The following is an 11,977-nucleotide window of genomic DNA, read 5'->3' on the forward strand; positions in this document are numbered from 1 at the left end:
GTTAGGTTTAAGCAATAACAAAGGGAGGGCCGCGCGGGGCTTGCCTCGTGTAGCGTTCGCTTAGAGCCAAAAAAGCGTAGCTGTCGGAGACAATAGAACTCAGTCGAGTTGTCAGCAGTGTAGTGGGAAGTTCATCTTGGTGAAACGTGGAAAAATGGCTAAACGGACACGGCTTTCCTTTATGAGTATTAGGTTCGCCTTCTTCGATTTGAACCAATTCAAAGCCATTGACCGTACATAACGACGCCCATACTCCCGCACTATTACCATGAGCATTGATAACAGGCATTAATGTCACTAGCGCCCAGCTTAATGCTGTTGCAAGTAACATGAAGAAGTTGAACGAGGTTCGGCGCATTATTCCAAGTCTTTATAAATTTCCCTTATTATGAGGGACTTGGAATATAGGTAAACGTAAAGATTAACAGCAAGTTAAAAAATTGAAGCTAACGCACACTCTTTTTCGTTAAATACTGGTTACAACACTAAAACTAAGAAAGTAATACTCATCTCTTTGCAGCAGGCTTTCGATAAAAGAGACAATAAAAACGCCGCCTTACACCTTCCTCGAAAGAGGGTAATGTAAGGCGGCGTTTTAGAAATCGAATCTTGAGGTTTGCTCTTTGTTACCTATCTAGCAAACGTTCATGATTAACGAATTAACCGAAGATCTTGCTCCAGATGCTTGGGTTACGCTTCTCATGGTACTCTTCACGAAGGCCATCAATAGTACGAAGTTCTTGCTGTGCCGACGCTAAGTCACCTTGGTCTAGCTTCTGCTCAATGCTATCCAGTGATGCACTGATCTTTTTGAAGCCTTCCATGAAGTTGTCTTCTTTCTCGACTGGGTAAACACCCGTTTTCAGCTCTGCCACTAGCGTATCTAAACGAACGATAGGCTTTTGCATCTCTTCAATGCTTTGAGCTTCTGCCGCTTGTTTGAACGCAAGCTTCATTTCTTGCATGTTTTTCTTAAGGTCTACATTAGCAAATGCGTTGCCAGACAATACTGAAGCAGCGATTAAGCCAGATAAAAGGATTGAGCGAGTTTTCATTGTTTCTCCAAGTGAAGCGGTGTCTTTGAAGTTAGAGCCGTCATTACTGTGGCACTTCGACTTTATTATTTTCGGCTAGTGTATACAAAAATCTTTCAGGCACAAAAATTGATTGTGTCGAAATGCAAACCCGCCGACATTCTCTTAAACAAGATCTGAATATTCTGGGATTTCATTACGACCGCGCAAGGCCAAAAAGGCTAGGAACTGCTTTGGCGAATGGGTAATCACTTTACTCGAATCTACGCCCACTTCATCTAACAATGCTGCGACTAAGTCTAAGCCACCGACATCTAAACAGAAATGCGCATCGCTGCCTGTTGTAATAAATGCACCCTTCGCTTTCGCTATTCTTGCAATCTCATAGCAGCGGTCAACACTGCCAACTCGGCTATTGCCTTTGAGTGTGGTGTTGTTGATCTCAATCGCCACGTTGTTCTCAACCGCACATTGAATAACAGCTTCGAAATCGAAATCAAAATTAGGATTGCCTAAGTGACCAAGCGCATCAATTCGACCGCCCTTAATCACATTCAACAATGCTTCTGTATGGGTAGCGACATCCGATGGGCGAAATACTGGCTCATGAAAACTCGCGATCACCCAATCCAAGTTCTTATCCACACTCGGATGAATGTCGATTTCACCCTGTGTGTTCATGATGTTTGACTCAACACCTCGAATAATTGCGACATCTTCAATAAAACGAGGGAGCACACGCTGATTGCTGAAGAACCAATAGTGTGGCGCGCCCGGCATTGATTCTGAATGATCAGTAGTACAAAACATGGCTAAACCATTTTGCTTTGCCGACTTGGCGTTTTCGATCAATGTGCTGTAAGCATGACCACTTGCGTATGTGTGGGTGTGAGTATCTACTTTGAGTTCCATGAATCAATGCCCTCTTCGCTCGGTCAAAATACGTTTTTCAGAAAGTAACTCTGAATCTCTTTCAGGAAAAGAATACTTCAGAAAATGAATGCCTAATGGCAACAATTCGGCCAGTTTATCAGCTGAAAGTGACAATTAGCACCCAAACATAAAGGTTTATTACTGGTTCATTTACACGACACGGGAATACGTGGCTAACCAGAGCCAGCCAGCGCTTGGTCTTATCTAAGTCGAACCGCACACACTCGGTAATTGCGCCAATTTTTTGCAACCTACCCAAGTTCGTCAATACTTAAACCAGCCTACAAACTGGAGTGTTAGATGAGAAGAAGACGATATCCGCTGAGTATCCACATCACTAGCCTTTTCCTAATTTTGACAACACTTGTCGGTGCGGTATTGATTTCGATTAGTTATCGGCACTCCCAAGAGCTGCTGCTAGGCACAGTGCGCGAGATCAGTAATGAGCACCGCGACAAACTGGAATCAGTATTTAAACAAGCCATTGCCCCTGTTATCACAACCTTAAATGTGATGGCGGTGAGCCCGTTTGTTGCTCATCAAGCTTCCGCTGTCGAAAAAGACTCTTGGCTTGCTTCGGTCGATATCATCTTCAAGCAAAACACCAATTTGGTCGCTCTATTTTATGGTTCTGAAGATGGTGACTTCAGAATCTTTCGTCCATTAAGCACCAATAAACAGAGAGCCGAAAACAGCGCGCCCGCTAAAGCGACCATGATGGTCAGCAGCACCAATCTAGACGGTGAAAACTTTATTACCTATCTTGATGGCGCACATCAAGTGATCAGTACTCGACAAGCAGAGAGTAAGTTCAACCCCACAACTCGTCCTTGGTTTCGTAACGCAAAGCCTGACGGCTCAATACAATTCTCTGAACCCTATCTGTTCTATTTCCTGCAAACCAATGGTATTACGCTCTCTAGGCGTTCTGCCGATGGCAAGCATGTGGTTGGTGCCGACTTTACGTTGAGTTCCCTCTCTTCTCAGATCAGTGAATTAGCTTATTCTCCGCAAACCCGACTCGCCTTGTTCGATCAACATTTTAATCTTCTCGGTCAGCATCAACTTGAGCTATCAGTACCCAAGCCTGACTCCCAATCTGATGACACAAGTAAAACTGAGCAAACGAACAACCAAACGACGGGGAATCTCTCTGGCAGTGAGCAAGACCAAAGCTTCTTTAATGTGCCCAAACGTGAACAGATGGAAGCATTGAAAGCGTCCGTTATTGCGCCGCTTATCTCTGATGAAGAGAAGTTTAACCTCAATCTAAAAAACGTTGAGTACAACTTAAACACTTGGGCACTAACGCTAACGCCGGTTCAACTGACTCAAAATGTCACCTTATACTTGGCAGAAGCGACGCCACACAATGAGCTGCTCGCTGATCTTATCTCGATGCGAGACAAGCAAGTTGCGGTCGCGATTGGGATGTTGTTCATCTGCTTCGCTATCGTATGGTTTGTTGCTAATCGACTGTCTCAGCCGCTCAATACGCTGATGCAACTCACCGACAACATCGCTCGGTTCGACTTCAGGCGTACTCATTATCCCAAAAGCATGATTCAAGAAGTGGCTAACCTCGCCCACTCGATTGAGCTAATGGAACACACGCTTCATGATCTGATTACCCTACTTCGAGACACCGCCGGGAATCAGGAGTTTTCGATCTTAGCCAAGAACATTGCTCATCAAAGCTATTTAATTACCAAAGCAGAAACCATTGTCCTTTTCACTCAATCCAAAGAGAAAGACGTGTTTGATACGGCAGCCAACCTTGCCATTCTTCCTTTTAAGGCCGACATCAATGACTTCATCAAACACACGCCTTGGTTGCTGTGTCAGCTTAAATCTGGTGAGACGATCCATTTGAACCGAAAAGACAATGTTCTCAACTATTACCAAGATTCGATCTTCAATTCAGACCTGTACCTATTTCCACTATTAAACCGAGAGAAACTGTTGGTAGGGATTGTGGCAATTGGCTATGAGAGACCAATTACCAAGATGCAGGCAGACAAGCACGCCTTTTTAAGAGAGTTGCTCAGCTTTGCGGAAATAGCGAAAGACAACATCGACCAAATGCAGCAACAAAAAGACATGCTTAATGCCTTTATTGAGCTGATTGCATCGGCGATTGATACCAAGTCACCTTATACGGGCGGGCATTGCCAACGAGTGCCTGAGCTCACCAAATGGCTAACTCAAGCAACCATAGATGATGACCGCTATTACCCGCAATTCTCATTGGACAGTAAACAGTGGGAAGAGTTGATGCTCGCCGCTTGGCTTCATGACTGCGGCAAGGTGACCACGCCTGAATATGTGGTAGATAAGGCAACAAAACTGGAAACCATTTACGACCGAATCCACGAAGTGCGAATGCGTTTTGAGTTGTTGAAACAGCAAGCGGAAACCGATTACTGGAAAGCGATGGCGAACGGTGCACTACAAGAAGAACAACTCAAAATACTCGAACAAAGCCTGTCTGAACTGGATGAGGAGTTTGCCTTCGTTGCTGAGTGTAATCTTGGCGGCGAATCTATGACGGAAGAGCAGCTAGAACGCTTAGATCAAATAGCCAAACGCCAATGGAAACGTACACTGGATGATCAATTGGGTTTGTCTTGGTCTGAAAAAGAGAGATTTAACACCCAAAAAGAGTCGGTTGAGAAAGAGAGAACTGAGCCAACAAGTCAGGAAAAGGGTTTGCCTGTCATGGAGCCTCTGCTTGCCGACAAACCGGAGCATAAAATACCTTGGGACAATGGCTTTAACCCTGCCGATGTATGGCAAGAAGCGTTTGTACTTAAGCCCGGAGAAGTTAAATACAACCAAGGTGAACTGCACAATTTGAAAGTACGCCGTGGTACGCTAAACGATGAAGAACGTTTCATGATCAACGATCATATTATCCAAACCTTCACCATGCTCAACAAGTTGCCTTACCCGCCTTACCTTCAAAACATTCCGGATATCGCCAGCGGACACCACGAACGTATCGACGGTAAGGGATACCCAAGAGGCTTAAACGAAGACCAGTTACCTCTGCCGTCGAGAGCAATGGCAATTGCTGATGTCTTTGAAGCGCTCACCTCTAGTGATCGCCCTTATAAGAAAGGTAAACTCTTAAGCGAATCACTCAACATCATGACCGACATGGCCACCAGCGGTCATATCGATCCCAAGTTGTATTTACTGTTTTTGGAAAACAAAATCTACGATAAATACGCTGAGCGATTCCTAGAAATGAACCAACGCTGCGAGATTGACCCGCACGAACACATCGACCGAGTAAAAGAGTACATACGCTCATTATTTTAAGTTTGAGCTAACCATTTAGTCTTTAGGCTATAAGGTCAATGATTAGCTTTTAGCCGCAGAATCCAACACCGCAACGTCCACTACAGTCGCTACAGCCCCTGTGACTCGCGGCGTTTGCTTGGCTTTTTCTTTGCTGTGTCTCTTCGCTAATAGTGTGTTGGTAATGCTCGCCACAACAATCAGGTTAATGCCAATCATCTGCTGTGTAGAAAACACATCATCAAAGAACAAGCCCTGCCAAAGCGCGCTAAACAGCATGTTAGTAAAAATCAGAGGTGCCAACTGGGAGCCACTGTCTGCAAGCTTATACGCCTTGGAACGGAAGATTTGGGTATTGATGGTAAACATTGCAAGACCAAGTGATCCGAGAACAATCCAGCGTAAATCGTCAAAAGACAGTAACGCCGACACGAAGCCTTTTTCAGCACTTTCAAGCACATCGGGCACCGCAGAAAGTGAAGTAAACACCACCATTGGTATCACAATAATTGCCGCAACTAAAAAGGTCCACGTGTTAAGCTCTGCCGGAGTCAGGCTGGTTTTAGACGCTCGGTACAAACTCACTTGCGAGCCAGAATTAAATACCCCCGCGAGAAGCCCAAGCAGAAGCGCAGGTCTAAAGAACTCCGAACCCAACTCAAACTGCGACAAATCCCCCGCCATCATCACTACGCCAACAAAGGTGACAGCTAAACACACTATCGTCGTTGTATGAATCTTGGTTCTAAATATTAACTTTTCTAACAATGGAATAAACAGAGGCCCCGTACTGAACAACACAACCCCTTCAACAAGCGTTAAGGTTTGCAGTGAAGTAAGGAAACACCACTGACACGCCACCATAAAGATCGCCCGCATCACCAAAGGTTTCCACATTTCTCGTGTCGGCTTGCTGATTTTGTAAAAGGTCAGGAAAAGAAATAAAAACAGACTGGGTAACAAAAAACGCACAAAACTGAGTAACGAAGTGGGCATCACTTCAGATAGATACTTGGCCATCAAGCCACTTAAAGACAAACTGAACGTCGACAACAACATGAAAGTCGTCGCCTTGGTAATATCAGACATAATTATCACCTCCTATGACATCTATTTTAGAGGCGTGACGTAATGAAAAATAGCGAGTAATATTAACTATAACTGTAAGGAAAACTTACCAATGAAAAAACTCGTTCCGCTTAAATCCGTTTATGCTTTCATTGCTGTTGCTGAGACTGGCAGCATGACCGACGCCGCGCGGGTATTGTACGTCAGTCACTCTGCGGTAAGCCAAGCGATAAAGTCGTTAGAACAACTGGTCAACAAGCCTCTGTTTCAACGAGTCGGTCGTCGTGTTGTTCTTAATGCCGCAGGTAAGCGATATTACCGCAAAGTTGCTCCCGCACTTGAGCAAGTGATAGAGGCGACCGAAGAGCTTGCCAGAACGCCTAACGACCACCGCATTACCCTCAACATGGTCAATTCGCTAGCGATGCACTGGTGGATCCCACGAGTTCCCGACTTCCAAGCCTTCGCTCCCTCACTTGATATCCGCATTTCGACGCTAACTGGCCCTTTCGATATCGAGCAGGAAGGGGTCGATGTTGCGCTTGTACATGGCAAACCCAACGAGTGGGAACAATATTACAGCGAGAAACTGGGCGACGATGACCTAGTCTTGGTGTGTAGCCCTACGATATTAAAAAACCAGACCGGATTGAGCGTCGAACAACTCGTCAAACAAAACCCGACCATTGGCGTTTTTAACCTCAGGCGACAACACGACTGGCAAGTGTGGTGCGACAATTACCAAATCCCAATGCCCACATTCCATAGCAACCTGACATTCGATGTCTCCATTCAAGCGGTGCAAGCTTCAATTCGTTCGTTAGGCGTACTAGTAACGCATCGCTTGTTTGTGAAAGATGATATCAGCCATGGGATGCTTGTCGAACTGGGTAAACCGGTTGCTAACCCGCACCAAGATTTTTACTTTGTTTGCCCAAAAAACAAATTAAAACAAGAAAGTGTGCTAAAACTGAGAACATGGTTAAGACATGAATTCACACGCTCAGAGACAGCACTGAACGATGACATTCAAGAGCAAGACCAAACTATCAATCAATAAGCGAGTGACAGCTCAGCAAGCTTACAAGAGGCCATTATGATTATTACCACCACACAATCAGTCGAAGGCAAGCGCATTGTCGATTACAAAGGGGTTATTGCCGGAGAAGCCATTCTAGGGGTGAACGTTTTCAAAGATATGTTTTCAGGAATTCGTGACTTTGTGGGTGGACGTTCTGGCACCTACGAGAAAGAACTGGAAAAAGCACGTAACTACGCGTTCAAAGAGTTAGAACAGAAAGCGATTGAAGCGGGTGCCAACGCGGTGGTAGGCGTAGATATTGATTACGAAGTCTTGGGAACAGGTAATGGCATGTTGATGGTCTCTGCTAGTGGCACGGCGGTTGTCGTCGCTTAATCGCCTAGTCGCTCAATCGCTTGGTCACTTAGTCACTTAGTCACTTAGTCACTTAAGATCTCAACACATGAGCACTTGGGCACATAAGATGTTGAGCACTTAATCTATTAAGCTATTGAGCAATCAGGCAGCCTAATGAAAACTCGTTCCAACCCTTTGATGACTAGCCACCAAAGGGTTAGAACAGTTATAAGCTGATACTTAGCTTGATGTTACTCGTGCAACCTTTTGCCCGGAGAGCATGTCATCAAACGAGGCAACTCTCGCCAAGAATGCACCTTTATTTTCAGGTAAGATAGAACTTGCTAAAGGTAAGTTCGCTTTCATCGAATCCACCGCTCTTCCACGCACCAGCACTTCAAAATGCAAATGCGGCCCGGTTACGCGACCAGTCGTGCCAGACAACGCAATTTTCTGCCCACGCTTAACCTGTTGCCCCTTCTTAACCAAGAATCGGCTCAAGTGCAGATAGCGAGTTTTGTAAACGCTGTTATGCTCAATCACTATGTATTTCCCCGCATACGGGTGGTTACGAATAGCAATAACTCGACCATCACCGGTTGAATAAACTGGCGACCCTACGGGTGTTGCGAAGTCAGTACCATTATGCGGAGATATACGTCCGGTCACTGGGTGCTTACGGTATGGGTTAAATGGCGAAGTAATTCTTCGGAATTGTTTGTCTATTGGGTAGCGATTGAACGCTTGCTCAAGGCTGTTACCCTCTCTGTCGTAGAAGCGTCCATCTGAAGCAAGAAACGCGGCCACTTCCTTACCTCGTAACCTAATCGATATGCCCTGGATCTCTGTTTTTCCTGTTAGATGGTCGCCTGTGTATTGCTCATTGACCAACACATTAAACTCATCGCCCGCTCTTAACTGCTTTGAGAAGTTAATCTTGTCTCTTAACGTTCGAGTAATATTGGCGATCTGGGCGGTTGTTAATCCCGCTTTGTATGCTGACGTTGAAAAACTGCCATGAACGGTGCCCGTATAGAGCTTTTCTTTCCATTCGCCAGGCATTTCATGGAATTGGTAATTAAAGCTTCCATCATCATTTCGAGTAAAGGCTGCTTGCTCAACCAAACTCTCGTGATAAATCAGCTCCACAAGCTGTTTTGAGTCACTATCCAAAAGCAACTCTAGATGGTCACCAGGTTTTATTGTGTCGAGTTTCAAAGACTCCAGATCCGCTTCCATCACCTTTTGAACGGTTCCATATGGCAGTTGCCATGACGAAAAGATGTTGCTTAGCGTATCGCCAACTTTCACAAAATAATGGACCTTAACCAAAGAGTTGGGAGTCGCTTGCGAGTCGATGACTTCCTTATCATTAGGTTGAGAACCTTGGTAAGGTGTTATTTTGATAGAGATTTCTGGTGCTGGTTTGGAGTGAAAAGAGAGCAAAGCAGCAAGGGAAAATGCGCTGATCGCAGTAACGATCAGACCAATACGGAGGAACTTCATAAAATACTTAGCGGTTATAACGAGGAACTTAGAAAGTGTTATAACATAACAATTAAATCAAAAAAATAAATGAAATGTAAGAAACCATAGCGCGATAGGTGTGAAAGTATGGTGAGCATGCAAAGCCCACCACCTTAGTTAACACGGATCTTTACCTCATATTACTCTTCACGAAGTACTTCGAAGCGTTCTAAGCCTCGCAGCATCTCAAAGTCCGGCTCTTCAGTTAGCAGCTCTCTCATGGACCCACTGGCTTCAATAGCGCGCTCTAAGTCATCGATAGCTTGACCTTCTGCCCCTAATCGAGCATAGGCGCAAGCACGTTGATACAAGGCATGAGCATTTTGGTCATCGACTTCTAATACACGGTTACAAAGACTCATTGCCCAGTGGTATTCCTGTATATCCATAGCAGCGTCAGCTTTGGCAGTAAGTGCTTCTAAATCTCCAGGACGAACCTTCAGTATTTCATCGTAGATTTCAATTTTTTGCTCTGCCGTTTGTGCGTTCTGTGCTCTCAACCATAGGTTATGAATCTCATTGATAATTTCAATTTCGCGGTTGTTGTCGGAAATGATTCTGGTCTTGCGCTTAAGATCCCGTTCAAGAACATTAAACTTCTTCTCATAGTCTTGAGCGATAGAATTAAGTCGCTTATCAGCCATGTCTTGAGTTGTGTGTTTAAGCTCTTTGATGGATTGCCAACCCACCAGCGCGATAAGAGAGGCCACACCAGCAATAATGTAGAAGAAGTAGGTTACGGTTACATTGGCGTAATTCAGAGACTTGTCTGCCACAGTCAGTTCCCGGTCAGTCATCTGAATGGTCAAGCGTCTTTCAAGATCCTGCTGTTCCATTCGAAGCTGCTTCAACTCATCCAAGATATAGCGTTCCATCAGCGGTCTATCCAAATACTCTTGTTCCGAGTACTTAACATCTTCGCTTGCAAAACTCATCGTGCTGAACACCGAGATAACTGCAACCAATAAGATTCGAAGCATTATACATTCCTTATATGTTTATATTTAGACTAACTGTATCTCGTAATAGGCATACAAGCTAGGAAGTCGACAAGTTTGCTATGTCCATATTGGAATTAACACTCTAAAACATCATTGATAATTATAAAACACCTGAAGCAACATCATTAATTTCTAAATTATAAAAATACCGCGTAATACTGTTCTATATGATTAATTCGCGATGCGAATATACCGAAAAATGGTTTATTGCATCGAGATGAATCTTATATTAATAACGATCAGAACGAGGTTAATTTGAATAATCCACGATACGATTTAGTAAGCCGTGTACTGCACTGGGTAATGGCTTCTGTAATCATCTATGCAACGATCGCAGGGTATGTGATGCACTATGTCACCAGTCATCCAGAGCTGTTTTCTTTTCTGTCAGTGCTCAACATGTCATTGGCGACCGTTGCGACGCCACTGCTTGTGGTTCGTTATATCTGGAGCCACTTTCGCTCGTCGCCAAGCATGCCAACCTCTGTGCCTGAAGGGCAAAAATGCGTTGCCAAGCTTGCACACTCTTTGATGTATCTTGTGATGTTTATGGTTTTCAGCACCGGCTACTTAATGCTAAAAGAACCGTACTCTTTATTTTGGTTAGTGAGCGTAAATAATCTAATTACCGACTCTGCAATCAACGGCTTCTTTTTCTATTTACATCGTGCCAGTTGTATTGCCCTAGCCTGTTTAATTGTGCTGCATATCAGTGCCGCACTTAAACATCACTTTGTCTCTAGGAACTATGTATTGAAGATGATGCTCTAGATTCAAAGAATTCAAGACAATTTGCACAAACAACAAAAAAGCCATAGCATGTTCGCTATGGCTTTCTTATTTCAATTTGATTACTTGGTTTGAGTATCAATCATCACTTGCCAGTATTCACATTTAGCCAAGAACTCTTTTAAATAAAGCTCTGGGTTAGCAAGTTTCTCACCGCCTTTAACATCAGCACCAGTCACACGCCAAAAGCCACGAGTGACCAAGTTTCGATGATAAATAAAATCGTTGAGTTCATTAGCCTTCAAAGGAAGTTGTTCACCAAACGTATTTTCGTAGCGGCTCAGAGTCGAGGCTTGTTCACTTGGCTTCTCCCTTAAAAAGGTATCCAAATCCAAACCTAATGACTGTTGCTGCTCTTTTGATAGGGCTTTAGCTAATTTAGAGATCACACTGAACAGAGCCAACTCAACTTTTTGAGACGCTAATAACGATGCACCTAAAAGTGCATGTTCGTTGGAAATATGTTGTTCTGTTGATGAAACGGTTGCTGTTGTCACTGTGTTAACCTCAAATAATCATAACGGGTGTTACTGAACTGGATAGAGTCTTTTCACTAAGCTGAATCTTATTCTTGTTATTAAGAAGAATCTTGCAGCTAAGCAGAGCCTTTCGACTAAGCAGAATCTTTTAGCAGAACACGGTCAGCATCAATAATGGTGAAGCCTGATGCATCTTCATTCTTTTCGACTTGCACTAAACCTTTAAAACCAATCTGCGACAGCTTCTTCGCAAGTTGATCTGGTGCTGTTTCAAAAACAACATTCATAAAAGGTAAAGACTCAGCATCAACAAAACCATGCTCGTTAAACAGTTCCATTGCTTGAGATAAATGGTCTGAGTCGGTTAATTCGATAATTTCTACAACTTCTTCCAACAACATTTTCGATTCCATATTCGCCAGAAAGTGACTGACACAAGCCGGTTCTTTTTGCTTGCATACATCC

12 protein-coding genes are annotated in these 11,977 nt (G+C 44.0%); 4 read left to right on the forward strand and 8 right to left on the reverse strand.

All coding sequences use genetic code 11. The features are described 5' to 3' along the window. Positions 1–7 precede the first annotated feature (7 nt). The 3 genes from AB6E51_RS05080 to AB6E51_RS05090 all read right to left on the reverse strand — a co-directional run bounded on the left by AB6E51_RS05080 (position 8) and on the right by AB6E51_RS05090 (position 1,946). The gene (locus AB6E51_RS05080; protein ID WP_017064798.1) at positions 8–358 is read right to left on the reverse strand and encodes a hypothetical protein; all 351 of its coding nucleotides are present in this window, start codon (positions 356–358) and stop codon (positions 8–10) included. 301 nt (positions 359–659) lie between these two features. Further along, positions 660–1,055: a cytochrome b562 gene (locus tag AB6E51_RS05085; protein ID WP_017059534.1), complete on the reverse strand. Its 396-nt coding sequence runs from the start codon at positions 1,053–1,055 to the stop codon at positions 660–662. A gap of 144 nt (positions 1,056–1,199) precedes the next feature. Further along, entirely contained in the window at positions 1,200–1,946 is a 747-nt protein-coding gene (locus AB6E51_RS05090; RefSeq protein ID WP_017059533.1) for a phosphatase, read from the reverse strand. 321 nt (positions 1,947–2,267) lie between these two features. Between AB6E51_RS05090 and AB6E51_RS05095 the strand changes: the two genes are divergently transcribed. Next, the gene (locus AB6E51_RS05095; protein ID WP_372058047.1) at positions 2,268–5,291 is read left to right on the forward strand and encodes an HD domain-containing phosphohydrolase; all 3,024 of its coding nucleotides are present in this window, start codon (positions 2,268–2,270) and stop codon (positions 5,289–5,291) included. A 42-nt stretch (positions 5,292–5,333) separates the two neighbouring features. Here AB6E51_RS05095 and AB6E51_RS05100 read toward each other — a convergent pair whose 3' ends face one another. Next, on the reverse strand, positions 5,334–6,359 hold the full coding sequence (locus tag AB6E51_RS05100) for a DMT family transporter (RefSeq protein ID WP_372058048.1): 1,026 nt from the start codon (positions 6,357–6,359) through the stop codon (positions 5,334–5,336). A 91-nt stretch (positions 6,360–6,450) separates the two neighbouring features. On the opposite strand from AB6E51_RS05100, the gene AB6E51_RS05105 reads away from it, so the two are divergent. Both AB6E51_RS05105 and AB6E51_RS05110 read left to right on the forward strand, forming a co-directional pair. Next, positions 6,451–7,398, forward strand: coding sequence for a LysR substrate-binding domain-containing protein (locus AB6E51_RS05105; protein ID WP_017064800.1), 948 nt, complete (start codon positions 6,451–6,453; stop codon positions 7,396–7,398). Between the two features lie 36 nt (positions 7,399–7,434). Next, positions 7,435–7,755 carry a heavy metal-binding domain-containing protein gene (locus AB6E51_RS05110; RefSeq protein WP_004730185.1) on the forward strand — a complete coding sequence of 107 codons (321 nt, stop codon included), beginning with the start codon at positions 7,435–7,437 and terminating at the stop codon, positions 7,753–7,755. Positions 7,756–7,956: 201 nt separating this feature from the next. Here the strand turns inward: AB6E51_RS05110 and AB6E51_RS05115 are convergent, their stop codons facing one another. Both AB6E51_RS05115 and AB6E51_RS05120 read right to left on the reverse strand, forming a co-directional pair. After that, positions 7,957–9,222 carry a peptidoglycan DD-metalloendopeptidase family protein gene (locus AB6E51_RS05115; RefSeq protein ID WP_065584577.1) on the reverse strand — a complete coding sequence of 422 codons (1,266 nt, stop codon included), beginning with the start codon at positions 9,220–9,222 and terminating at the stop codon, positions 7,957–7,959. A gap of 161 nt (positions 9,223–9,383) precedes the next feature. Further along, positions 9,384–10,223, reverse strand: a complete 840-nt coding sequence (locus AB6E51_RS05120; RefSeq protein ID WP_017067625.1) for a tetratricopeptide repeat protein — start codon at positions 10,221–10,223, stop codon at positions 9,384–9,386. 276 nt (positions 10,224–10,499) lie between these two features. Here AB6E51_RS05120 and AB6E51_RS05125 point away from each other — a divergent pair, with 276 nt between their 5' ends. After that, complete coding sequence (locus tag AB6E51_RS05125; RefSeq protein ID WP_082151303.1) at positions 10,500–11,015, forward strand: cytochrome b; 516 nt, start codon at positions 10,500–10,502, stop codon at positions 11,013–11,015. An 80-nt stretch (positions 11,016–11,095) separates the two neighbouring features. Here AB6E51_RS05125 and AB6E51_RS05130 read toward each other — a convergent pair whose 3' ends face one another. Both AB6E51_RS05130 and AB6E51_RS05135 read right to left on the reverse strand, forming a co-directional pair. After that, positions 11,096–11,530, reverse strand: coding sequence for a hypothetical protein (locus AB6E51_RS05130; RefSeq protein ID WP_017064806.1), 435 nt, complete (start codon positions 11,528–11,530; stop codon positions 11,096–11,098). A 116-nt stretch (positions 11,531–11,646) separates the two neighbouring features. After that, positions 11,647–11,913: a hypothetical protein gene (locus tag AB6E51_RS05135; RefSeq protein WP_017059525.1), complete on the reverse strand. Its 267-nt coding sequence runs from the start codon at positions 11,911–11,913 to the stop codon at positions 11,647–11,649. Between the last annotated feature and the right edge of the window lie 64 nt (positions 11,914–11,977).

Source organism: Vibrio sp. 10N.247.311.47 (assembly GCF_041467535.1).
Classification (GTDB): domain Bacteria; phylum Pseudomonadota; class Gammaproteobacteria; order Enterobacterales; family Vibrionaceae; genus Vibrio; species Vibrio crassostreae_C.